Below are 23841 nucleotides of genomic sequence, written 5' to 3' on the forward strand. Positions count from 1 at the left end.
GGCTCGCTCCCGATCTTCGATACTAAACTTGTTACGCTTCTTCTTTTCCATAAAATAAACCCTAAAAGTTTGTCTAACTTTTAGGGTTCACTTCAGATTACTCCCGGCTTTTTATTTAAGTATAAGGTCTGTTATTATTTACCTTGTTCTAATTTCAATGTTACAGTAGGTTGGTCGGATACTTCTGATGGTCCGAAGTATTGGATTGGTCCCGGATATACATATTCTGTACCAACAGCCCATTTTTCACGATTTGCAGCGAAAAATTTGAACGGAGCACCATCCAATTTAACCAATGCTTTTTGAATAACCGGCTTCATTTCTCCATGACGGCGTTCCATGTTCATCATCATAGTAACAGGTACCCCTCCAGCAATCCATTGGTCAGCAGGAGCTGTTGTATTACGAACAGATGACATATATCCTGTCTTACCTGAACCGATAAGTGCAGCAGCAGTATATCCCAAAGAGTAACAGTAATCAGCATCATAGTTTGAAGGAGCAGCACAACGTCCTTCGTATCCGAAGAAATGAACCTGAGAAGCAAATTTGCCTGAATATTTACCAGCTTTTTTCCATTCTGCAAGTTTATTTCCAACCATTTCAGCAAGAAGTTTCTCTGTTTCAATTAACGAAACCTGAACATTACCATGAGGGTCACGATCAAGAGTTAATTGGCGTGCAACTCCTTCAGGAAGACTTTCATAAATAGCTGCATTCTTTTCCGAAAGATTCCTTATAATATATTGACGTTTTTCGTCTTTAGCTACAGCATTGAACTCATCTTGGTGGTGAGCAAGGAAGTCGTTAAGTTCAGAGATAAGAATCTTCATTGCAGGGATAAATTCGATAAGTCCTTCAGGAATAAGTACAGTACCGAAATTGTTGCCATTAGCAGCACGGTTAGCAACAGCTGTTGCAATTTCAGTCACAATATCGTCCAAAGATTGATTCTTAGCTTCTACTTCTTCAGAAATGATACAGAAGTTAGGCTGAGTCTGTAAAGCACATTCCAAAGCAATGTGAGAAGCCGAACGTCCCATTAATTTAATAAAATGCCAATATTTACGAGCTGAATTACAGTCTCTTTCGATATTTCCGATTACTTCTGAATATACTTTGCAAGCAGTATCAAAGCCGAATGAAGTTTCGATCATTTCATTCTTCAAGTCACCGTCAATTGTCTTAGGACAGCCAATAACCTGTACTCCTGCATTGATTGCTTTGTAATATTCGGCTAATACACAAGCATTAGTATTAGAGTCGTCTCCACCGATAATTACAAGAGCTTTTATATCCAGTTTCTTTAAGATCTCCAGACCTTTATCAAATTGTTCTTTAGTTTCGAGTTTTGTACGTCCTGATCCAATAATATCAAAACCTCCAGTATTACGATATTCGTCTATAATGTCTGATGTTAGTTCTTGATATTTGTGATCAATCAAGCCTCCGGGTCCCATTAAGAATCCGTATATTTTACTGTCTTTATTAAGGCTTTTAATACCATCAAAAATACCGGCGATAACATTATGTCCTCCGGGAGCCTGACCTCCTGATAATATAACGCCAACATTCATCACCGGAAGATTTACTTTCTCAGATGATTCGACGAATTTAAGGATAGGCATTCCATATGTGTTCGGGAAAAGCTTTTTCACTTCTTCTTGGTCAGCAATAGATTGAGTTGCAGCACCTTCTTCTACTTTTACCGAACCATACAATGCTTTAGGCATTTTAGGCTTATAAGCAGCTCTTGCTACTTGTAATGCGCTTTTTGTCATTTTGATTACTTGTTTAATTATTTAATTAATTATCTGATGATGTATGTTCTTGTTATTTAAGTGTTCACTTTAGAGAACTCGTATGTTACAAATTTCGTCATTTTTTTTGAATAATAAAATAGAAAACAGATGGGTTATAAACAAAAACTTCCGGATAAAAATTTATCCGGAAGTTTTTGTTTATCAAAATGATAACCAGAGTTATCAAAATTTCCACTGTTCTGATGTTTTTGCATTCGAAGGAGTGCTTTTTATACTATTTCCGGCCTTGTAATATTTCATTGCCTCCGGTAACTCTTCTTTAATCTTCTTTATACGGGTTTCATCCGAAGGGTGTGTGCTTTGGAATTCGGCTACACTCTGACCTCCTGAGTTCTGAGACATTCTTAACCAGAAGCTTTCAGCCATTTGTGGATTATAACCGGCCATAGCCATAAAAATAAGTCCTAGCTTATCCGCTTCTAACTCCTGTTTCCTTGAGTAAGGTAACATTACTCCGTATTGGGCTCCAAGGCCATAAACTGATGATGCAACTGTTTGTACTGCTGAAGATGCTCCTCCTAAAGCGACCCCCAGTGCTGCTCCTCCATATTGAGCTGCCATTTGCTGGCTCATACGCTCGTTTGCATGTTTTGCAACCGCGTGTGCTACTTCATGTCCGAGAACAACTGCTAAGCCGGTTTCATCCTTTGTTATGGGTAAGATACCCTCATATACAACAATTTTCCCCCCAGGCATACAAAAGGCATTCACCTCAGCACTCTTTACCAAATTGAACTCCCATGAATAGCTGGATATAAGACTTTCCATTCCGTTCGCTTTCATGTAACTCTCAACTGCATTTGCTATATTTCTCCCGACTTTTTGTACTAAGGCAGTATTAGCCTTGTCTGTCGATTTAGGTGCTGTTTTTATAAATTCATCATATTGTTGTAGACTCAGAGTCAATACCTCCTGATCTGAAACTAATAACATTTGCTTACGTCCTGTTACCGGGACGCTACCGCATGACGACAAAAGTAGCAGTACAGAAAACAGCGGGAGTAAGATGTAATAATATTTCATAAGAATCTATGTTAGTTTGATTAGTGTTTTAACGCTTTTGAAGTACGAAAAGTTTATGATGGAAGATTTCGCAATTACTCATCATCCGAATTACAGCATTTGCATCCTTCGTGTTTCTCCAATACACGGTGTGGAAAGTCTCCATGCCCGACAATTTCGATAGGACAGGATGTATAAGTCTTCTCTAACCAGGAAGTTGAGATGTTGGCTCCCGAATGATAGTGTAAACCTTCATTTACACAAGCGATATTCTTAACAAGTGATACTACTGTACCTACATCATGTGATACAAGTACAATAGCTGTGTTTTTATTGATTTTTTCCAGTATTTTATAAAAGTCTGTTTCGAAGCGTTTATCAACATACGAACTTGGTTCATCCAATATCAGTAAATCCGGTTCATCTACAATTGCCCTTCCTAAAAGAGTACGTTGTAGCTGTCCTCCTGATAGATTACCAATAGGACGGTTTAGAAATGCTTCTAACCCCATCATTTGGGCTACCTGTTTAGCTTTGTTTTTTTGTTCGTTTGTATAATAGTTGAAAAATTTACGTTGTGCAGTTAGTCCGGACAGTATAACATCAAAAACAGATATCGGAAAATTTTTATCTACCCTGTTTATCTGTGGTAAATATCCGATATTGATAGAAGTCTCATGTCCTCCTTTAAAAAAACGAATCGAACCCGATACCGGTTTTACTAAACCTAGAATTGTTTTTAATAGAGTAGTCTTTCCTCCACCATTAGGTCCGATAATTCCTAGAAAATCATTTTCAAAAATAGATAGATTAACCTCTTTGAGCACAGGCTTATCAGTCTCGTACCCTACAGTTATATCTTTTATCTCAAGAATCTTATTCATTATGCTTATCAGAGATGGCTTTTGCTATTTTGATCAATTCTTCATTCCAATTATACGATAACGGATTTATTGTAACTAGCTTAGCTCCGGTTTCTTTTGCTATTGGTTCGGCATTTTTTATATCGTATTCTTCTTGAACAAAGATAACTTTAATATTCTCTTGTTTAGCCTTTTTTACCAATTGGGCTATCTGTTGTGGTGTAGGAGCTTTACCTTCGACTTCAATACTGTATTGCTTCAAACCATATTGTTCGGCAAAGTAGCTTAAAGCCGGATGATAGATTATAAAGGACTTACTTGGAGCTTCAGACAGATAATGCTTTACGATACTGTCTGTCTGCTGAATGGTTCTTTCCAGATTTTTGAACCTGTCAAGATAAAAGTCCTTATTTTTCGGATCGGCTTCTATCATTGCATTATACATCGTCGTTGAAACGGTTAACGCTGTTTTAGTCGAACTCCAAATATGCGGATCTCCGTTGGGATGTCCATGATCATCGGCAATTACTTTTATACCTGCCGAACAATCTATAATTTTCAAAGAAGGATTGTTGACGCTGATATTATTCAACCAAGTATTTTCAAATCCAAGATTACCTACTTTAAAGTATATCTGACTTCTGCCTATGTTTACCATTTGCGAAGGGGACGGATCGTAAGTTTCGGGATTGGAGCCGGAAGGTATTGCTGTATTTACAGTGAATTTATTGCCTACAATCTGTTCCAGAAAGTACTTTTGAGGGTCTATAGAAACAGATATCATTTTCTCTTCCTGTTTAGATGGCGGCGTACAGGCAGACAAAGAATATATGATAAATACAATGAAAATAAAATATAGATACTTCATAAATTAATTAAGTTATCCTAAATGGAATAAGTTGTGTATACGTTCGAACTCTTGTTCGCAGTTAACTTCCATATCATTCAGAGAACCATTCTCTAAGTCATATACCCAACCAACAATCCGGGGATAGCCGGTTTTTTTAAAGGCTTCTCTTACTTCTCTTATTTTGATAACATTAATACATTGTTCATATATATTTATTTCAACAAAACGTCTGTATCTTTCGTTTGGGTCTTCTATCTTGCTTAGTTCTTTTTCATGAAGACGGTATACATCCCGGATGCTTCTTAACCAAGGGCTTATAATACCCGAATCTTTGAAATCCATAGCGGCTTTAATACCTCCACAATTGTAATGCCCACATACAATAATATATTTTACCTTTAGATTTTCCACTGCGTAATTTATTACCGATAAGGCATTTAAATCGGTATTTATTACCATATTGGCTATATTACGGTGGACAAATACCTGACCGGGTTTCAAACCCATTATCTCATTGGCGTGCACTCTACTATCAGAGCAACCTATATACAAAAAATCAGGATGTTGCTCTTCAACTAAATCATGAAAAAATTCAGGATTTTCTGCTAATTTTTGTTCTACCCAGCGCTTATTTGCTTCAAAAATATTATTATATAAATCGTCTTCTATCATTGTTGTATATTGTGTATTAAGTTTTTACATTGTTCTATCAACGATTGTTTTTCATCGTTATAAATTATATAGTCAGTTAACTTGATTTTTTCTTCATCAGAAACCTGACTGTTGATTCTTTCTTTTACTTTTTCCATGGTTGTATTGTCTCTAAGCATGGTGCGCTTAATCCGTTCTTCCAATGGAGTATACACCATTAACGTTTTATCGGTAAACCTGTTCATACCCGATTCAAATAAAATAGCTGTTTCAACAGCTACTATCGGTGATTCTGGTTTTTTTTCGACCCAGTTAATGAAGTGTTTATCAACTTCTGGGTGTATTATAGAATTAGCTATTGCTAATTTATTTTTGTCATTAAATATATATGAAGCTAATAGTGGCTTATTTAGTTTATCTCCTTCGTACAGATCAGAACCAAAAACATCGATAAGTTTTTCTCGTATAATAGGGGAGGACTCAGTTAATTTCTTACTTTCTATGTCTGCAATATAAACAGGTATACCCATTATTTTGAGAATCTCGCTGACTGTTGATTTTCCACTACCAATCCCTCCTGTGATTCCTAATTTAATCATTGTTTACTGCTTCACTTTTGTATTCAAAAATATATTGCACATTGGGAGGTGTAATGGTGAGATTTCTAACAAATCCTGGGCTGGAAGTAATTCTAACAGGTACAGATGCTTGTTTGGAATCTTGTAGGCCAACGTAATCAATAGCAACCGAAAAGTCTGTATCTTTTATAGAATCGACTTTAGAAACTCCGACAAAAAAACTAAGCTTGACTCTTGATGGAAAAAGCTTTGCTGTCAAGTTTTCCGGTAGATTTAAACATTCAACAGGAATTTCTACTGTTTTTTGAGTATAAGCTTCTACTGATACATCTATATAAACAATATTCGGTGAGAATTTAATTCTGTCTTTGTTTGCTAAAGCATACCTGATGCGTGTATTTTGGTCAAGACCACTAACTGTATCACTTACAGTATAAGCGAACATCAGTTTGTTTAAATCTGCTTTTGATCCATATGCTGTAACACTATCCGGTCTGATCTTTATATCGTTATTTAAGAAATATCCGGGCGAAAGGTTTAGTTGCCCATCAAAAACGACAGGTAGTTTCTTACTTTCAAGTGCAGAATATGCAAAAGATATCCGCACAGGCTCATAATTTAATATTTGTGTTGATATTGGAAGCGACTTGCGTATAAAGAAATCGAAACTGTTTCCCTGGAGTATTTTATTAGATCCATTTTGTACAATACTCGAAACATCAATCCGTAAAGTGTCCCTTTTGGAGAAATAATACCTGAACATAGCAAACCCGTCATCTTTGACACGAAGTACCATGTTTGAGGGTAGTGAATCTTGAAATATTATACTATCAGGCACAGAGGTATACTTAATAGGAATATTGATTGTAGTCTCAAAACTCTTATTGTATATCTGCATAAACCAAAGTATGGTTGCAATAAGGACAAAAAAGGAAAAAGTCAGAATCTTCTTCCACGCTATTCGCTTAAAAAATATCCTGACCCTTTGCCATATTTGTTCTGTAGCAATGCTCATTGGCTTATGCTTCTTAATTTTTTACTCCAATGCCTGAAAATTTAACATCCAAAGGCATTCAATTATTTTGCAACCTCTCCACTAGCAGGAGCATCTCCTGCCGCAAAAACTGAGGCTTTGTCTATTTTGATTCTAACATTATCTGCTATTTCTACGATAAAGAAAGTTTCGCCAACTTCTTTAATACGACCATGTATGCCTCCGGCAGTAATAACTTTATCTCCGCTTTTCATAGCACTGCGGGCTTCCTGTAAAGCCTTTTGTTTTTTTTGCTGTGGACGGATCATGAAAAAATAAAATACGACGATAATTAATCCAAACATAAGGATTGTACTCCAAGCGCCGCCGCCGGATCCTCCTATTTGTGAGAATACGAATAATGAATTCATAGTTTTTTTCTTATATTATTTTTACTAAACACTCTTTTACAAAGATACAGTATTTTATAAAAAACCAGAAGCGAAATATAATTAACTTACGATATTGGTGCTCTAGTTTTATTTTTTTAATAACTTATTCTCTGCTTTTAAATCCGAAACGACAGCATCGAGTATTCCGTTTATGAAGGAAGAGCTCTTTTGTGTACTATATGTTTTCGCAATATTGATATACTCGTTCATTGTTACGTTGATCGGTATACTAGGAAAAGTAAGTATCTCGGTTATAGCCGCCTGCATAATTATCATATCCATGAAAGCGATACGCTCAGATTCCCAGTTTTGAGCATATTTATTTATCATATCACGGGCGTTCTTGACATTGAACATAGACTCTCGCAAGAGTTTGGTGGCAAATACCCGATCGTCTTCGTCTTTGAACATAGGCAACAATTCTTGCTGGTCTCCACTTTCATAGTCGAACTTTTTGATTGTTTTTAGTATAAACGATTCAACTATTTCTATATCATCATTCCAGAAAAGGCTTTCTTCTTCTAGAATATCATCTAATTGTTCATTGGAATAGATCTTGGATTTAAATATTTTGCGCCAGAACTCCCTGTCACTTTCGTAGTCGGAGACCGGATCGGTAGAATAATCTAAATATGTATCTGATTTTAGAATATCTTCTAATAACCCTTTAATGAAATTTTCATGTCCTTCCCATGATAAAGGCCTCTCTTTCAAATACTCGATAAATTGTATATTTGATTTGAGTTGCAGAATAAATAAATTCTCTATTAACTTTGTATTGGGATTAATATCTTCGTTGGTAGGAAGTAGTTTTGCCTTACGGGCTTCAACTCGTTTTGTGTAAGTTTCGGTGATTTCAACCAGAAGTAGGAGTAAGAAAAAGTACAGGTCGTACGATTTCTGGAGACCGAATATTAGGTCATTTTCTGCTTTTTTCAGATCTCCACTGCCATTTTGATAAGTTGAATACAATATCTGTATAACTCTAATACGAATAAGAACGCGATTAATCATTGATCAAATAATTTGGACAGCAAAGATAGGCATTCCTCTTATATTTCCGAGCCTGTATAGCCGCTTTTTTCTAAAGTTAAAAAATAAAAAAGGAATCCATGTAAAAGGATTCCTTCTATTTCGTATTTTGGTAGAGAATTATTCTTGTTCTTGATCTTTTCTTCTTTCGTGTATTGGCGGCTGATGTACAGTAGTGTTATCAGCTTCTGCATTGTCCCTGGTATTCTTTTGCACGGCTATTGCCCCGAATAAAGCAAGGATAAAACCGAAAGCATAAAAACCTTTTTCGCTAGGTAGTATTTCGGCATTAATCAAGCCTATAGTTAAAAGGATTACAGATATCACAACTGATGCCCAACTGATACCATAAAATATATCACTGACAGGAATGTTTTCTAAACGGTCCCGTACACTCTTTTGTACAGCCACAGCTGAAAATAATCCGTATAATAATATGGTAAAATAATATCCTTTTTCACTTAACAGCATTTCGGCTCTCCAAAGCCCGACAAGGAAACCTAACATTCCCAGAATGAGAGCAGCCCATGACGCAAAACTAAATGCTAATGATGTTCTTTCTTTTTTCATGCGTTTTTATTTGAGTGTTGTAATTAAACCGGACCAAAGATAATTGTTTTTTCTAAAATACCTAAGTGGTGTATTTTTAATCAAAAAGCTTTATACCTTCTTTATATGTTTTATAGCGTAGGGTGGGGAGCAGTTCTTTTCTCATGCGTGTTGTATCTCCGTAATAAGAGACCATGCCTATTTTTATAAAATCTACAGTTAACGGGCTGATGGTACCGAAAACAGCCGAAAATAATTCGAATGCACGTGCAGCCGTCATGATCATCCATACAGGCATTCTCCATGGCTTATGGTTCTTTTTATAAGAAGTAATATCGTCAAGGAATTGTTGAAGTGTTTGAATCCCGTCATCACCAATATGGTAAATGCCCGAGATGTTAGGTCTGATAGCAGCTTGTGTTACCGCTTCTGCGAAATCATCTTTTGAAATTAAATGGATATAAGTCGGGGTTTTCCAAATACCTAATAAATAATGCCTGGCAAACCACTGTGCAGCATCAATCATCAGGATTCCTTTACCATAAACCATACCCACACGCAATGATACGGGCTCGAACGAGAACTTTGAAGCATAATCAAATAAGATCTTTTCTTCATCCAAACGAGTTTTCGCATGCATAGATATGGGTTGACCTGTCAATTTACCGGTAGCCGGATATTCGGGACTGGTTTCACCCTCTACATGAGGGAATGAGATCAGAATGATCCTTCCTATATTGTGTTCTACTGCTTTATCTAAAAGATTGCGAAAGTATTTAGTATTGGTTTCCGATAGGAATTTCTCAGGGTTGGATTTAAACAGAACTCCTGCGAAATGGACAATCACATCTACATTTTTAAGAGATTCATCGAGGGTTGTTGGTTGTGCTAAATCAATTTTGAATATCTCTGTATTATTATATCCGGCAAGGCCTTCTTCTATAAGTTTCTTATGAATTAATAGATTCAGATCAATATTTTCAAAAACCATACGCCGGGCAAGTAAGGTTCCCAGATTGCCGGCTGCACCTGTAATAGCTATTCTCATTCTAGGCATGATATCTCTTATGTTATAATTAAGTTTTTGAGCAAATATATGTATAATGCTTTATGCGGAACATTTATTTTGTTATTTTTGCATTAATTAAAATATTTACTTCTTGTAAAACACTTTAAGCCACTTATATAACAATAAATGAGCGATCAGAGATATAATCAAAGGGGAGTATCCGCATCAAAGGAAGATGTGCATAACGCAATAAAGAATATAGATAAAGGTTTATTTCCTAAAGCTTTTTGTAAAATTATTCCCGATATATTGGGAGGAGATCCGGCGTATTGTAATATAATGCATGCTGATGGTGCAGGAACTAAATCATCTTTAGCATATACTTATTGGAAGGAAACCGGTGACCTGTCTGTTTGGAAAGGTATTGCCCAGGATGCATTGATAATGAATATTGATGATTTGCTCTGTGTGGGTGCTACCGATAATATTTTATTATCGTCTACAATAGGCCGGAATAAATTATTGATACCGGGAGATGTGATTTCTGCAATAATTAATGCTACTAATGATCTGTGTGAAGAGCTTTCCTTGTTAGGAGTGAATATTTATCCTACAGGGGGCGAAACGGCAGATGTAGGAGATCTTGTAAGGACAATCATTGTCGACAGTACTGTGACATGCCGGATGAAAAGAGCTGATGTAATATCAAATGATAATATTCGACCGGGTGATGTTATTGTCGGTTTATCCTCTTCCGGACAAGCTACATACGAAAAAGAATATAATGGAGGCATGGGGAGTAATGGGCTTACTTCTGCCCGACATGATGTTTTTGCCAACTATTTAGCTGCCAAATATCCGGAGAGTTATGATGCTTCTATACCATCCGGACTTATATATTCCGGCAGTAAGAACTTAACAGACGATGTAGAAGGAGCACCTCTGAATGCAGGCAAATTAGTGTTGTCTCCAACCCGTACATACGCTCCGGTGATAAAGAAAATCTTAGAAGAGTTTCGTCCAAATATTCATGGTATGGTACATTGTTCAGGGGGCGCTCAAACAAAAGTATTACACTTTGTGGACAATGTTCGTGTAGTAAAAGACAATATGTTTCCAGTTCCTCCACTATTCAAGCTTATTCAGGAACAGTCGGGTACAGATTGGAAAGAAATGTACAAAGTTTTCAATATGGGACATAGAATGGAGATTTATGTTTCTCCTGAATATGCTCAGAAAATAATAGCGATATCTCAATCTTTCAATATCGAAGCACGTATAGTAGGAAGGGTTGAAACTTCCGATAGAACAGAACTTATTATAAAGAGTGAGTTTGGTGAATTTGAATATTAATTGTAATACGGAATATATATATTAATTTTATTTTATGGAAAATAGATCATTTACACAAAATCCTAATTTTGGACTTAATAATCCAAATGATGGTAATCAAATGCCTAAACCGAACAACAACCTTCCTTTGACGATCATCGGAACAGTATTAGGCTTATGTAGTCCTTGTTGTATTGGACTTATCGTCGGAATAGTAGCTATTGTATTTTCTACTCAGGTAGAGTCTAAATATAACTATGGCGATTATCAGGGTGCTTTAAGTAGTGCGAAAAATGCAAAGATATTAGCATTTGTAGCTATTGGCTTAGGCGCTATCGGACTTATTTATTCGATAATACAATTCGCAACAGTTGGTTCTGCAGGAATGCTTGAAGTGTATCAGGAATACTTGAGACAAATTCAGTAATCAGCAGATGTACCCTCTGATAAAATGTTAAAAAAAGAAGGGTAGCTTTTTAAATAGCTACCCTTTGTTTTATTTATGAAAAAAATACTAATAATCATATTTGCCATTGTTATTCCGGTACTTCTGTGTATCCTATATTATAACTATAAAGAAGCAGAAAGCGATTGGAGTGTTCAATGTGGTCTATATAAGTTAACAGGCCTATTCTGTCCAGGTTGTGGAGGGCAAAGAGCATTTCACAATCTTTTACACGGGCATTTTCTTAAAGCCTTAAGGTATAATATTCTTTTTGTTGCTGCTATACCTTTCTTTATATACTTATATTACATATTAGTACAGGTTTATGGGTTGGGAAATAAAGAATATGTAAATGGTCTTTTATTTTCACCACGCTTTGCTAAAATATTTTTAATTGTATTGGTCGTATTTTTCATAATACGAAACATACCATGCTTTCCTTTTACATATCTATCTCCACTGTAATACATTATTACCAGCCGAAAGCTTGGTCGTTCATCCATGTACCCTGTGCCTTCATAACTTGCTCGATAACATCCCGGGCAACACCATCTCCTCCTTTTTTGTGTGAAATATATTTTGCTACCCCTTTTATTTCAGGTGCTGCGTCAGCCGGTGCAACGGGCAATCCTACAGCTTGCATAACATGCATATCTGGTAAATCATCGCCGGAATACATTATTTCTTCAGGTTTATATCCGGTTTTAGCCATGTAGTCATTCAAGTCGTTAATTTTTATAGACGATTTCATGTAGATGTGTTCAATACCCAAACGCGCAAAGCGTAATCTTACAGCATCTGTATCTCCTCCGGTAATAATAGCCATGCCATATCCCGATTTACAAGCCAGATTCATGGCATAACCATCTTTTATATTTATCATACGCATAGGGACTCCTTCTATAGACAGAGGAATACAATCCGGAGATAATACACCGTCAACATCAAATATAAAGGTTTTTATCTTAGTTAAATCGTAATTAATAGAACTCATTTTATTTATTGGATTCGTGTATATATTCGCTGATAAGACGGTAAATGTTTTTTAATTTTTCGTCTTTTATCAGTGTTAAATGCTTATTTATTATATTAGTGTCATATCTGATAGCCGGACCTGTCTGCGCTTCTTTCGGAGATAAATCATGAACTTTAGCCGCGGTTTCGTCTATCAGCGGTAAAAGTACTTGAAATGGGATTCCCTCTTCTTTTAATATTGTATCAGATATCGCATACATCTGGTTAACAAAGTTGCAAGCAAACACTCCAGTGAGATGTATATATTGACGTTTCTCAGAGGATAGAGTATATACATCCTGAGATATGCCCTTACCGAGATTCGTTAATAGCTGTATGTCCGGATCATTGTTAGCTTCGATAAATAACGGGATTTTTTCAAAATCGACATTCCGGTCTTTACTAAATGTTTGAAGAGGGTATATGACACCATATCTTTTGTTATGTCCTTCAAATATACCCAATGGCAAACTTCCGGCTGTATGTAGCCAAATACCATTATTCTCCGGGATTTGGTTCAGAAGGTCTTCGAGAACAGAATCATTGACAGAAAATATATATATATCTGCATCGGGATATATTTCTGTAAGTTTATTAATCGGATTTGAGTTTACTAGTCCAGCAAGTAACGATGCCGATTCTAATGTTCTGCTATAAACCTGAACAATAATATGGGATGCTTCATATAGGCTTTTAGCTAAATGGGTAGCTAATCGTCCGGCTCCGATAAAAACAATTTTCATGATGTCCGGTTTTTACTTCTTCGCAGTTAGTACCATGGCTAACCCAACACCAATAAGAGCAATAGGAATAATCAATGAAGAGTAGTTATGTATCCAACCGAAGAAAAAATCAAAATTAATAATTATACCTATTGCCGTAAAAACAATACCTACAGTCTTTTCGGTTTTAGTTAATAGAAATATGATACCGGCAATCAGAAAAAAAGTACCGATATTCATCATTTTACTAATGTAAGGAATCTTTTCTAGTATTCCGGTCTTACTTAGCAGGTAAATAACACCCACTAATAACATGATCAGACCGAACGGCAATCTATTACTTGAACTTTTAGCCATAATAATAAATGTTGAGAATTAATATTCAGATCATTGTCTTTAAACGGAAGGAATTTAAAATTTACCAATGTGGACTTTTTCCCATTCCAAGTCTTCATCTGTAATAGGCGGTTTTTCTTGTCCTTTATGACCTATTGCGATAATAGATAATACTTGGAGTTGTATGGGTAAATCCAAAAGGTCCTTTATATATTCTTCCGAAGATATTTCATTTACATTATATCTGTCTCTTATTTGTATCCAGCAGCTACCTAGCCCGAGGTCTTCGGCTTGTAATTGTATCATAATAGAAGCTATTGAAGCATCCTCTATCCATACATTACTAAGTAAAGGGTCGGCTGTAACTATAATGGCTAAAGCACAATCGGCAAGGAATTTACACCCTCCTTTTTTTGCAGATACTAATTTCTCTAGTATTTCGTTATCCTCAATAACAATAAAATGCCAAGGTTTGGCATTTTTTGAAGATGGTGACTTTAATCCGGCTTTGAGTATTAGTTCTACGTGATCAGGAGAAAGTGGCTGGTCGGTAAATTTCCGTATACTTCTACGTCTGCTTATTAGATCAGAAAAACTACTCATAGGCGTTTGTTTTATAATTAATTGGCATCTATCAATTTATTGATAAATTCCTCATTCTGTTCTACATCTTTTACTCCTTCGGTACTGCTTTTCTTTAGCAGAACCGTAAGAGTCTGCATAATAAGCTTTACATCCATAGCAAAAGAATAACCATTGATGTAAAGAAGATCGTATTTAAGCTTATCTTGTACCGAGGTATTATATTTACCCTGTACTTGGGCTAATCCGGTTAATCCTGCTTTGACTCTGTGACGTAGATCATATTCCGGTATTTCTTTACAAAACTGTTCGACGAAGAAAGGGCGCTCGGGACGCGGACCCACAATACTCATGTCCCCTTTGATAATGTTATATATCTGAGGTATCTCGTCGAGCCGGGTAGCTCTTAATATATGTCCCAGTTTCGTGATACGCTTGTCTGCTTCTTGTGCAAGAACAGGACCGGACATAGCTTCTGCATTCTCAATCATAGTGCGGAATTTATATATATAAAAAATTCGTCCGAATTGGGTTACCCGTTCCTGCTTGAAAAATACAGAGCCTCCTCCGATTTTTAGGCTAATAGCTACAATGGTAAAGGGAATAAAAAGTATAATTCCTCCTATAGTACAAATACTTAAGTCTAATATTCTTTTAGCAAAATTACTTTCAGCATTAACGTCAAAAGGTCTTACTTTAAGGATTGGTGTATCTTCAACCTGAACAAAATTTGCATTGAACAAAAATATTTCCTGAAATCTGGGTTCGTAACAAAATTCTTTATCTGCTGCAACGCAGTATTCCGCAATACCTTGTTTTGTGCTTTCATCTACATCTTCAGCTAAAAAAGCGACATCACAATCTTTGATATGTTCTTTTAAATTAGGTGACTCCGGGGTACATATATGTTTAACATTAGTCCACATCCCCTTGGAGTTAAGAAGCCTGTGCGCAAGTTTTCTGGCTTTGTCATAACCAATAACTACCACCGTTTTTTTAACATTGGCAATCAGGTATCTTTTGTTGATGAAGAGGTGCCAAGCAGATAATAATACTACTTGAATGACCGAACTCATAATAAGAATACTTCGAGGGTATGCAAGCCTTCGGGTCAAAAAGCTCATAGCCATTGTCAGCAAAAACAAGCAGGCAATCGAAACCATAACAGAGTAAGCTACTCCAAAGAGAGTGAACTCTTTAGGTTTATCAAGTTCGAAAACATGGCCTATAATCAAGTAAAATAATGCTATATAAGGAGCCATGGATATAATTGCCCGTAAATTGTCATTATAAGCGGCTAATGTATCCTCGAAATAAAGATAAGATATGTATGTAGACAAGCAAATGATCAGAAGGTCAACCATTAAGATAAAAAAGCTGAATCCCTTACGCGTGAAGAATCTTTCCATGTAGAATAATAATCAAGATTAGAGGATTAAATCATCCATTCAAGTTCACAAATTTAAGAAGATATTATAAATATATAGACATTCTGCGATAATTAAATCGAGTCAATTGTTTGGTAATGGTAGTATGTCTGCATAAAAAGATGTTTTTTTGTATAAAAACTTTAACTTTGTCAACATATTCAGAATGATTTAGCTAGTGAAGATATTTCAGGTAATAACCGTATCCGAATTTGGCGGCGCACAGACAGTTGTTGCCAACCTTGTTGAAAAATTAGGGGATAAAAATACATTTTACATATTGTACGGCGGCGAGGGGGAATCTTGGGCAAACTTGTCTAACCATCCTCACCTGATAAGGATTAGTGAACATAGGAAGCAAGTATCATTAAAGGATATTGTATTGGCTTTCCGTTTATTAAGGCTTCGTTTTAAGTATAAGCCTGATATTGTTCATCTGCACTCTTCCAAAATGGGGGCAATAGGTCGTATTGTATTTAATCCAAAAACGATAGTATATACTGTTCATGGTTTTGATTCAATAAGGAAAGGGTTTAAGAAATTCTTATTAATCGAACGTTTACTAAAGTCCAGAGCTGCTGCAATTGTTGGAGTCAGCAAATATGATGTTAAAGGATTAAATGAAGAAGGTATATCTTCTAATGTTGATCTGGTATATAATGGGGTAATAGACCATACATCCGAAGATATTAATATTGTAGGAGATCCTATTATAAAGAATCAGTTGGATACAATAAAACAGTCATATGACAAAGTCGTGATGTGTGTATCCCGCATTTCAAAACAGAAAAAGTTTGATCTCTTTATTGAAATAGCTCTAAAACGGAATGATGTTGCCTTTGTCTGGATAGGTAATAAATCAGAGATAAAAGATTTACCGGCTAATGTGTTTTGCTTAGGAGAGTCGAAAGCTGCATATATTTATCTAAAATATGCAGATATTTTTGTTCTCCCTTCAAATTACGAAGGTTTGCCAATGTCCCTTTTAGAGGCATTATCTTTTGGAGTTCCGGTTATAGCATCATCGGTAGGTGGTATTCCAGAGGTTTTGGACGGAAAAAATGGATTTGCAGTTGAAAATGAAGTATCTTTGTTTGTAGAAAAAATAGATTATATATTAAAACCTGAGGTACATAAAGAAATGTCCGTTGGTGCTCGAAATTCGTATTTGGAGAACTACACAATAGATAAAATGGTTGCCGGATATCAGGAAATATATGAAACAATAGTAAAACAAAAAAGAAAGCGTTAATCATAGTATGAGTACACCTCTGGTATCGGTTTTAATGCCTTGCTATAATGTCGAATCGTTTGTAGAAGAAGCTCTTTCTTCTATAATGAATCAATCATATAAGAATCTCGAGATTATAGTTATTAATGATTGTTCGACGGATAGTACTCTTTCTGTTATTGAATCATTAGCAGCTAAAGATAACCGGATAAAGATTATAAATAATGAGAAAAATTTAAAACTGATTGATACCCTGAATAAAGGGATTGAATTTTGTTCCGGGGAATATATTGCGAGAATGGATGCCGATGATATCTCATTTCCTGAAAGAATAGCTAAACAAGTTGCTTTTCTTGAAGAAAAGAAAGACTTCGATGTTGTTAGTACACAGTTCTATACCTTCAAAACGGGGCATACGAAGAAAAATTTATATCATAATCCGGAAAAATACGAGGATTTACGAGGCTATCTGCTTTTTAGATCTGGCATATGTCATCCGGCAGTAATGATACGGAGGACACTTTTTACCGAGAAACGATTAAAATTTGAAAAAGAGTATCTTCATGTAGAAGATTATGCTTTATGGGTAAAAGCCATGTATATAACAAAATTAGCTAATTTATCGGAGCCTTTGTTATATTACCGGATACATGATTCGCAAATATCAGTTGTGAATGAGCAGCGACAAATAGATAACAAGAAAAAAGTATTTGCTATTCATTGTAGAGAGTTGGGATTACCTCATGATAATGAAAATCTGGATATTTATGCATCTGTAGCTGAATGTCTCCCCTTAAGGTCTTCTCTTGATTATCTGGACAAGTGTGAAGGATTTATGCTGAATCTAATAGAACAGAATAGAGATAACTCTATCTGTTCGTCTCAATATTTAGAGAGAATGTTATCTTTGCATTGGTTACGCCTATGTGCCAATTCTCGATTAGGATTAGCTGCGGTTAAGCGTTGTAAAGAGTCACAATTATATATTAGGGATAATTATAGTAAACAAGATATTCTTATCTTGTATATAAAATGTGTATTTCGAATGGAGTATAAAAAATCATTTATATACAGGTTAGTCTTCAGGTAATTCATGAAAAAAATAATAGGGATTATATTATTATTCGTTCTGACATTTTATACATTGTATCCACAGGCAATATCGTTTTTTGGATACTCATTTCTTTTCACGTCCGGGGTATTAGGATTGGGTGTATATTTATATAATGGCAGGCCTTATCCTGAAATTATAAAGATTGCATTTGCTTATTTTCCTATTGTACTTATGGCATGGATTACCATATATATGAATTCCTACACTGATCCTTATTTATATGACAATACAAAGAGCCAGGTAGCTTGGTTATTCGCTTCATACTTAATAGTGTTTATTTTTTTTCAGATACATCCAAATGGGAGTTTTACTCTATTTCTGTATTATATAATTGGGGCGATTCTTGTTCAATGTATTATTTCTGTACTGATGCACCAGAATGAGGCTATACGGAATTTCTTTAATTCTTTACAGATGGCTGATGCTGTAGCGCAATTCAAGAGAGATGATACTGAAGGTCGACGGTTGCTCGGATATGGTGTTGCTTTCTTTGGGGCGGGGGTTTCTTGTGGTTTTGCACTTATTCTGATATCTTATATTGCTGTAAAGAATAAATTTAATACTATTCAACTTATTATTCTTGCTGCAGTTTATTGTATCATATTATATGTAGGGCTTCTTTCTGCAAGAACAACATCTATAGGTTTATTTGCCAGTGTTATATTGGTTGTAATCTTATTATTTACAGGAAATGCGAATAAATCTCAATTATTTCGCTTTTTAGGTATAGGTGCTATTCTGGGTTCCATAGGGTCAACATTATGCTATATTTATTTTCCTGAATTTGCAGATTGGGCTTTTGAAGGTTTTATCAACTACCAGAACACTGGTACATTTAGTACTCAATCGTCGGATGGTATCGAAAATATGTTTATTCTACCCTATAATTTTGAGCAATGGATGTATGGTTGGGGGCATATGGAGTTTTGGGGTAGTGATGTCGGATATACACGTTTATTATTCTGGATAGGTTTACCCGGAACTATTGCCTATTTATTTTATCAGTTTTACTTAATGAAGATGTCTTTTGTTAGGGATCAGGCATGGGTGTTTACTCTCTTGATCGGTTTTGCTTATAATGCGGCTCTGAATGTAAAGGGGCTGTCCGATTTGAACCTATTTATGTATTTCTTTATTTTTTATTTCTTACATTATAAATATTATATATACACTCCCAAATTATATAGGCTTGGAAAAATTAGTAACCATAAACTTCGTCATGCCGTTCAGAGCAAGACGGCCAATGGGCGGATTTAAAGTAATGTATGAATATGCAAATCGTTTATTCGATTTAGGGTATTCTGTTAATATAACATATCCGATAAAGACTAAGTATATGGAATACAGGCTTCCATATATTGTAAGAAAAGCATTATCTTATATTGAAGGGTTTAGAACAAATCAATGGTTTAAATTTAGAGAAGGAATAACGCAGTGTTATGTCGATACTGTTTCTGATAAATATATAAAAGATTCGGATATAGTTATAGCAACTTGGTGGACTACTGTTCTTGATATGGGGCGATTAGGTGTTTCAAAAGGGTTGAAAATAAACTTAATTCAAGGATACGAAGATTGGATAGGACATGTTGATGAACTACATTCATCTTATAATATGCCTGCTACAACTAATATTGTTGTAGCAAGTTATCTGAAGAGAATTGTGGAACAATATTCAAATAGTCAGGCTTATTTAATACCGAATGCAATTGATAGTGATAGGTATAAAATAACAAACTTTATATCGGACAGAACATTAGGTTCTGTATGTATGTTATACTCAACTCAGGATATAAAGGGTTCTGATTATGGATTGCAGGCTTTAAAAATGATAAAGCAGAAGTATCAGGATTTGAAAGTTGATCTATTTGGAATATTCCCGGAACCCGAAGGTTTACCGGATTGGATAACTTATCATAGAAATCCGGACGATTTGCCTTCCTTATATAACAGTAATTCTATATTTATAGCGAATTCTTTAACTGAGGGGATGGCTTTAACACCTATGGAAGCAATGTTTTGTGGATGTGCCTGTGTCTTAACTAATATACAAGGGCATTCGGAATATGGAATTGATAATAATACTACGTTATTGTATGAGCCTAAGAATGTGAATGATTTAGTCCTGAAGTTGGACATTTTATTATCGGATGATAAAAAGAGGGTAGCTATAGCATCGGCAGGGAATGAATTTATTCAGAAATTCTCATGGAATGTAGCAGTTGCAAAAATGGACTCTATAATCAGAAATCTTCTTGATGTAGATAGTAAAGAGAAATGAAGAAAAAGGTCGCAATACTGGTCCGTGTTTATGATAGAGTTGAAGATTTGAATTATAATCTTCAGATAATAAGAGATACCTGGCATACATTCGACTATGAAATCATAGTTATTAGTAATGGCTATAAGGATGGTTATTTGATTAATGAGAATACTAAACAACTTGTCGATAATCTTATTATTCTGGATCATAATTGGGGACACCGTAAAGGTAGCGCACAGCTATTACAGGAAGGGCGGAAACATATTCCGGACGACTGTGATTATACTATTATTTTAGAAGCCGATACATGGATATATTCTGATGATATTGTATCTAAGTACGTCCGGTTATTAGATGATAAAGTAAACGTAGTGTGGGCTAGTGCCGATTGGTATGATAAAGATTATTCTTTAGCAGTTGACTTCGCTATTGTTAAATCGGATTTTATCCGGACGCACTTTGATTTGTTCGACATAGATCTGTACCCCGAATGTTATATTGCTAATTATTTAAAAAAAGCAGATGTTGGTTTCATCTCTATTACAGAAAATATGCCTGTGCATATACCAAGTTATATGCCTAAATATCCTTGTATAGATGATTCTGCGAACAAAAGGTTCTATATTTTCCCTAAGGCAAAGATGGTGACTCACCACATTGAATTTTTAAAAGGTGGTATAAATGAGAAGAAACAATTATTCAATGTAATTACAGGAACGAACTATTTTACTGATATATCAGTTAAGAATAGGAGATGGAAGAGAATAAAGCCTGTTTTTTGGATTTATTTGAGTTATTTATTACCCAAGAAAAGCTGGTTTAAAGCAAAAGTGTACAGAAAATTAGATTGATATGTTTGTTGTAAATGGCAGATTTTTAAGTCAAAAGCCAACCGGGATACACCGGTATGCTTTTGAAATATGCAATCAACTCCAAAAAATTGGGGCTGATTTTTATGTTGCTGCCCCACATGATATTAATCCGGACTATAAGTTTGAATTTAAAGTTGTAAAATGTGGTTCACTCAAGGGGCATTTATGGGAACAAATAAGCTTAGCTCAATTTTTAAGAAAGCAGGGAAACCCCTTACTTGTAAGCTTTTCCGGATGTGGTCCACTGACATACAAAAATCAGATTATAACTATTCATGATGTTTCACATGAAAGACATCCCGAATGGTTCTCGAAAAATTACTGGAGATATTATGGTTATATGATGCCTCGGATTTCCCGTAAAGCTCATGCTGTAATTACCGTAAGTGAGTATTCTAAACGGGAAATTATGGATGTACTAAAAGTCCCTGAAGAGAAACTTAATGTTGTCAATTGCAGTATTCCTACATATCATACACAAGAATCTTCGTCTGGGGATGCTTCAACTGTATTAGGTAATGATCGGTATATATTATCCGTATCATCTCTAGATCCCCGTAAGAACTTTCACAGATTAATTGAAGCCTTCAATAATATAGATGATAAAACATTAAAGTTATATATTGTAGGAATGCAATTTAAAGCCTTTAATACTCCGGATTTAAAGAAGTTAATCGGCGATAATGTTATTTTACCGGGATATGTGGATGATGATACTCTAAAAACATTATACCATAATGCTTTATTTTCGGTATATCCTTCTTTATACGAGGGATTTGGTATTCCTCCTTTAGAATCGATGGTATGTGAATGCCCTGTGATAGGCTCTAAAATAGAAGCTATTGAAGAAGTTTGTGGTGATGCAGTTTTGTATGTCGATCCTTATGATGTGTCTGATATTACGAAAAAAATGAATATGCTAATTAATAATCCTGATTTACGCAATGATCTAAAAGAGAAAGGATTGAAGCAGGTTAAAAAATATTCATGGGAAAAATCGGCACGAAAAGTATTAGATCTTATAGAAAAATATAACTAGGATTCAAATAATGCGGATTGCTATTCTGATACATATACATACGAACGTAGATCAGGTTATGCGCTTAGTTAACAAGTTGCAGCATCCTGATGCTGATGTATATATAAATGTAGATGCAAAGGTCGCCATTAAGCCATTCGAAGAGTCAATAGATAAAGCATATTTTCTGAGAAATAGGGTAGAAGTTACTTGGGGCAGATTTTCACAAGTACAGCAAATTTTAAACTCTTTTGCGGAAATAATCTCGCTCGGTAAAGACTATTCTCATATACTATTTATTAGCGGGCAAGATTATCCGGTTATGCCTATTAATAAAGTTATAGAACAACACCAACGTAATCCGGAAAATAGTTTTATTAGTCATTTCAAATTAGGAAATGATGATTGGTCATTATTAATGAGAAAAAGATACGAATATTGGCAATTTTTACCGACCAATGATATCCGGAATAATAAATATGTGAAAAAAATATTATTGAAGTTAGGATATAAGCGTAAATATCCTTTTCCGGATGCTTATTATGGAGCGTGTTGGTTTAGTCTTACTATCGAAAGTATCAAATATCTATTGAATTATACAGAGAATAATCCGCATGTGGTTAGTTTCTTTCATCAAACAGGTTGTGCTGATGAACTATATGTACAATCGGTGTTATTGAACTCTCCATTGAAATGTAAAATGATAAATGAGATTTATCGTTATTTTGATTGGAATGATAAAGGAAAAAGCCCGCGGATTTTGACTAAAGAAGACTTCAATACTATCAAAAATTCAAATGCTTGGTTTGCCCGTAAAGTAGACTCACGAATAGATTCTGATTTATTGGATTTATTGGATACTATTAATGTAGAGAAATGAATAAAGACAAAATATCTGTAGTTACTGTCGTATATAATGGTGTTTCGACCATCGAAAACACCATTAAAAGTGTCATTAATCAAACATATCCAAATATTGAATATATTGTGATTGATGGGGGGTCTACAGATGGTACAATTGATATTATAAAGAAATACGAAGACCGGATATCTTGGTGGATAAGCGAACCTGATAAAGGTATCTATGATGCTATGAATAAATCTATAGACCGACTGGATGGTCTGTGGGTTAATTTTATGAATACAGGCGATTATTTTTATTCAGATACTGCTATAGATGAAATATTCGGACAAGGAAAAGACTTCTCCGCATTTGCTGCAGTATATGGTGATGCAGAGTATCGTTTGAAAAGATTCTCATACATCAGACCCGGATACGATTGCGATAGAGATCATTTCATGCCATTTTCTCATCAGGCTGCATTTGCGAGAGCTGATATTGCAAAAAAAAATAAGTTCAATCTGAAATATAGGATTGCAGCAGATACCGAATTCTTTTTACGCTTGAATAGGGAAGGGTACGAACTGAAGCATGTTCCGGTAATTGTTTGCTCATATGATGCTTCGGAAGGTTTTAGTATGCATAATGAAGTAAAACATGCTAAAGAATTTATTGATATGCAAATTGCTTATGGAGCTCCTAAGGATTCGGCATACTTTAAGAAATACCTGCGGAATGCCTATTTCAGGCAGTACTTACGGAAACTTATTCCGGATAAGCTTTGGCAGAAAATGAGAGAAGATAAAATTGCAAAACAGCACGATATAATAATAAAAAAGGAAATCAGTTAAGATTTCCTTTT

Annotated in this window: 27 protein-coding genes; 11 read left to right on the forward strand and 16 right to left on the reverse strand. The window is 35.2% G+C overall.

Going from position 1 to position 23841, the window contains the following annotated elements; genetic code table 11:
• Window positions 1–134: 134 nt before the first annotated feature.
• From BUC12_RS08185 to BUC12_RS08235, 11 genes are all read right to left on the reverse strand, one after another.
• On the reverse strand, window positions 135–1781 hold the full coding sequence (locus BUC12_RS08185; RefSeq protein ID WP_062184898.1) for a diphosphate--fructose-6-phosphate 1-phosphotransferase: 1647 nt from the start codon (window positions 1779–1781) through the stop codon (window positions 135–137).
• Between the two features lie 204 nt (window positions 1782–1985).
• Window positions 1986–2846: a M48 family metallopeptidase gene (locus tag BUC12_RS08190; protein WP_062184895.1), complete on the reverse strand. Its 861-nt coding sequence runs from the start codon at window positions 2844–2846 to the stop codon at window positions 1986–1988.
• Window positions 2847–2920: 74 nt separating this feature from the next.
• Complete coding sequence (locus BUC12_RS08195) at window positions 2921–3709, reverse strand: metal ABC transporter ATP-binding protein (protein ID WP_062184892.1); 789 nt, start codon at window positions 3707–3709, stop codon at window positions 2921–2923.
• A complete protein-coding gene (locus BUC12_RS08200; protein ID WP_062184889.1) occupies window positions 3702–4556 on the reverse strand; it encodes a metal ABC transporter solute-binding protein, Zn/Mn family in 855 nt (284 codons plus the stop codon). The genes BUC12_RS08195 and BUC12_RS08200 overlap by 8 nt, the downstream gene beginning before the upstream one ends.
• A gap of 12 nt (window positions 4557–4568) precedes the next feature.
• On the reverse strand, window positions 4569–5210 hold the full coding sequence (locus BUC12_RS08205) for a carbonic anhydrase (protein ID WP_062184885.1): 642 nt from the start codon (window positions 5208–5210) through the stop codon (window positions 4569–4571).
• Window positions 5207–5788: a dephospho-CoA kinase gene (coaE, locus tag BUC12_RS08210; protein ID WP_062184882.1), complete on the reverse strand. Its 582-nt coding sequence runs from the start codon at window positions 5786–5788 to the stop codon at window positions 5207–5209. The genes BUC12_RS08205 and coaE overlap by 4 nt, the downstream gene beginning before the upstream one ends.
• A complete protein-coding gene (locus BUC12_RS08215; protein ID WP_062184879.1) occupies window positions 5781–6782 on the reverse strand; it encodes a YbbR-like domain-containing protein in 1002 nt (333 codons plus the stop codon). Before BUC12_RS08215 ends, coaE begins: the two co-directional genes overlap by 8 nt.
• 62 nt (window positions 6783–6844) lie before the next feature.
• Window positions 6845–7171 (reverse strand): preprotein translocase subunit YajC, encoded by a 327-nt coding sequence (gene yajC / locus BUC12_RS08220; RefSeq protein WP_062184876.1) that lies wholly within the window; start codon window positions 7169–7171, stop codon window positions 6845–6847.
• Between the two features lie 108 nt (window positions 7172–7279).
• Window positions 7280–8206 (reverse strand): transcription antitermination factor NusB, encoded by a 927-nt coding sequence (gene nusB / locus BUC12_RS08225; RefSeq protein ID WP_062184873.1) that lies wholly within the window; start codon window positions 8204–8206, stop codon window positions 7280–7282.
• 138 nt (window positions 8207–8344) lie between these two features.
• Window positions 8345–8794 (reverse strand): inner membrane protein YiaA, encoded by a 450-nt coding sequence (gene yiaA / locus BUC12_RS08230; RefSeq protein ID WP_082141956.1) that lies wholly within the window; start codon window positions 8792–8794, stop codon window positions 8345–8347.
• 76 nt (window positions 8795–8870) lie between these two features.
• On the reverse strand, window positions 8871–9830 hold the full coding sequence (locus tag BUC12_RS08235; protein ID WP_244893470.1) for an NAD-dependent epimerase/dehydratase family protein: 960 nt from the start codon (window positions 9828–9830) through the stop codon (window positions 8871–8873).
• Window positions 9831–9968: 138 nt separating this feature from the next.
• Here BUC12_RS08235 and BUC12_RS08240 point away from each other — a divergent pair, with 138 nt between their 5' ends.
• From BUC12_RS08240 to BUC12_RS08250, 3 genes are all read left to right on the forward strand, one after another.
• Entirely contained in the window at window positions 9969–11135 is a 1167-nt protein-coding gene (locus BUC12_RS08240; RefSeq protein ID WP_062184867.1) for an AIR synthase related protein, read from the forward strand.
• 34 nt (window positions 11136–11169) lie between these two features.
• Complete coding sequence (locus tag BUC12_RS08245) at window positions 11170–11541, forward strand: CD225/dispanin family protein (RefSeq protein WP_062184864.1); 372 nt, start codon at window positions 11170–11172, stop codon at window positions 11539–11541.
• A 75-nt stretch (window positions 11542–11616) separates the two neighbouring features.
• Complete coding sequence (locus BUC12_RS08250) at window positions 11617–12024, forward strand: DUF2752 domain-containing protein (protein WP_062184861.1); 408 nt, start codon at window positions 11617–11619, stop codon at window positions 12022–12024.
• Window positions 12025–12031: 7 nt separating this feature from the next.
• On the opposite strand, the gene BUC12_RS08255 is transcribed toward BUC12_RS08250, so the two are convergent.
• From BUC12_RS08255 to BUC12_RS08275, 5 genes are read right to left on the reverse strand one after another with little or no spacing between them, the layout of a single operon-like run.
• Window positions 12032–12553: a KdsC family phosphatase gene (locus BUC12_RS08255; protein ID WP_062184859.1), complete on the reverse strand. Its 522-nt coding sequence runs from the start codon at window positions 12551–12553 to the stop codon at window positions 12032–12034.
• A gap of 1 nt (window position 12554) precedes the next feature.
• Window positions 12555–13316, reverse strand: coding sequence for a Rossmann-like and DUF2520 domain-containing protein (locus BUC12_RS08260; RefSeq protein WP_062184856.1), 762 nt, complete (start codon window positions 13314–13316; stop codon window positions 12555–12557).
• Between the two features lie 12 nt (window positions 13317–13328).
• Window positions 13329–13652: a LiaF transmembrane domain-containing protein gene (locus BUC12_RS08265; protein ID WP_062184853.1), complete on the reverse strand. Its 324-nt coding sequence runs from the start codon at window positions 13650–13652 to the stop codon at window positions 13329–13331.
• A 54-nt stretch (window positions 13653–13706) separates the two neighbouring features.
• Window positions 13707–14234 carry a nitroreductase family protein gene (locus tag BUC12_RS08270; RefSeq protein WP_062184851.1) on the reverse strand — a complete coding sequence of 176 codons (528 nt, stop codon included), beginning with the start codon at window positions 14232–14234 and terminating at the stop codon, window positions 13707–13709.
• 17 nt (window positions 14235–14251) lie between these two features.
• A complete protein-coding gene (locus BUC12_RS08275) occupies window positions 14252–15622 on the reverse strand; it encodes a sugar transferase (protein WP_062184848.1) in 1371 nt (456 codons plus the stop codon).
• 196 nt (window positions 15623–15818) lie between these two features.
• Between BUC12_RS08275 and BUC12_RS08280 the strand changes: the two genes are divergently transcribed.
• From BUC12_RS08280 to BUC12_RS08315, 8 genes are read left to right on the forward strand one after another with little or no spacing between them, the layout of a single operon-like run.
• Complete coding sequence (locus BUC12_RS08280; RefSeq protein ID WP_062184845.1) at window positions 15819–16892, forward strand: glycosyltransferase; 1074 nt, start codon at window positions 15819–15821, stop codon at window positions 16890–16892.
• A 7-nt stretch (window positions 16893–16899) separates the two neighbouring features.
• Window positions 16900–17961 (forward strand): glycosyltransferase family 2 protein, encoded by a 1062-nt coding sequence (locus BUC12_RS08285; protein ID WP_062184841.1) that lies wholly within the window; start codon window positions 16900–16902, stop codon window positions 17959–17961.
• A gap of 3 nt (window positions 17962–17964) precedes the next feature.
• Window positions 17965–19242: a hypothetical protein gene (locus BUC12_RS08290; protein ID WP_062184838.1), complete on the forward strand. Its 1278-nt coding sequence runs from the start codon at window positions 17965–17967 to the stop codon at window positions 19240–19242.
• Complete coding sequence (locus BUC12_RS08295) at window positions 19229–20266, forward strand: glycosyltransferase family 4 protein (protein ID WP_236689420.1); 1038 nt, start codon at window positions 19229–19231, stop codon at window positions 20264–20266. Before BUC12_RS08290 ends, BUC12_RS08295 begins: the two co-directional genes overlap by 14 nt.
• Window positions 20263–21099: a hypothetical protein gene (locus BUC12_RS08300; RefSeq protein WP_062184833.1), complete on the forward strand. Its 837-nt coding sequence runs from the start codon at window positions 20263–20265 to the stop codon at window positions 21097–21099. The genes BUC12_RS08295 and BUC12_RS08300 overlap by 4 nt, the downstream gene beginning before the upstream one ends.
• A gap of 1 nt (window position 21100) precedes the next feature.
• The gene (locus BUC12_RS08305; RefSeq protein ID WP_062184829.1) at window positions 21101–22159 is read left to right on the forward strand and encodes a glycosyltransferase family 4 protein; all 1059 of its coding nucleotides are present in this window, start codon (window positions 21101–21103) and stop codon (window positions 22157–22159) included.
• 10 nt (window positions 22160–22169) lie between these two features.
• Entirely contained in the window at window positions 22170–23018 is an 849-nt protein-coding gene (locus BUC12_RS08310) for a beta-1,6-N-acetylglucosaminyltransferase (RefSeq protein WP_062184826.1), read from the forward strand.
• Window positions 23015–23830 (forward strand): glycosyltransferase family 2 protein, encoded by an 816-nt coding sequence (locus tag BUC12_RS08315; RefSeq protein ID WP_062184824.1) that lies wholly within the window; start codon window positions 23015–23017, stop codon window positions 23828–23830. Before BUC12_RS08310 ends, BUC12_RS08315 begins: the two co-directional genes overlap by 4 nt.
• Window positions 23831–23841: the final 11 nt, after the last annotated feature.

Source organism: Indolivaga macrotermitis (assembly GCF_900128985.1).
Lineage (GTDB): Bacteria > Bacteroidota > Bacteroidia > Bacteroidales > Dysgonomonadaceae > Dysgonomonas_A > Dysgonomonas_A macrotermitis.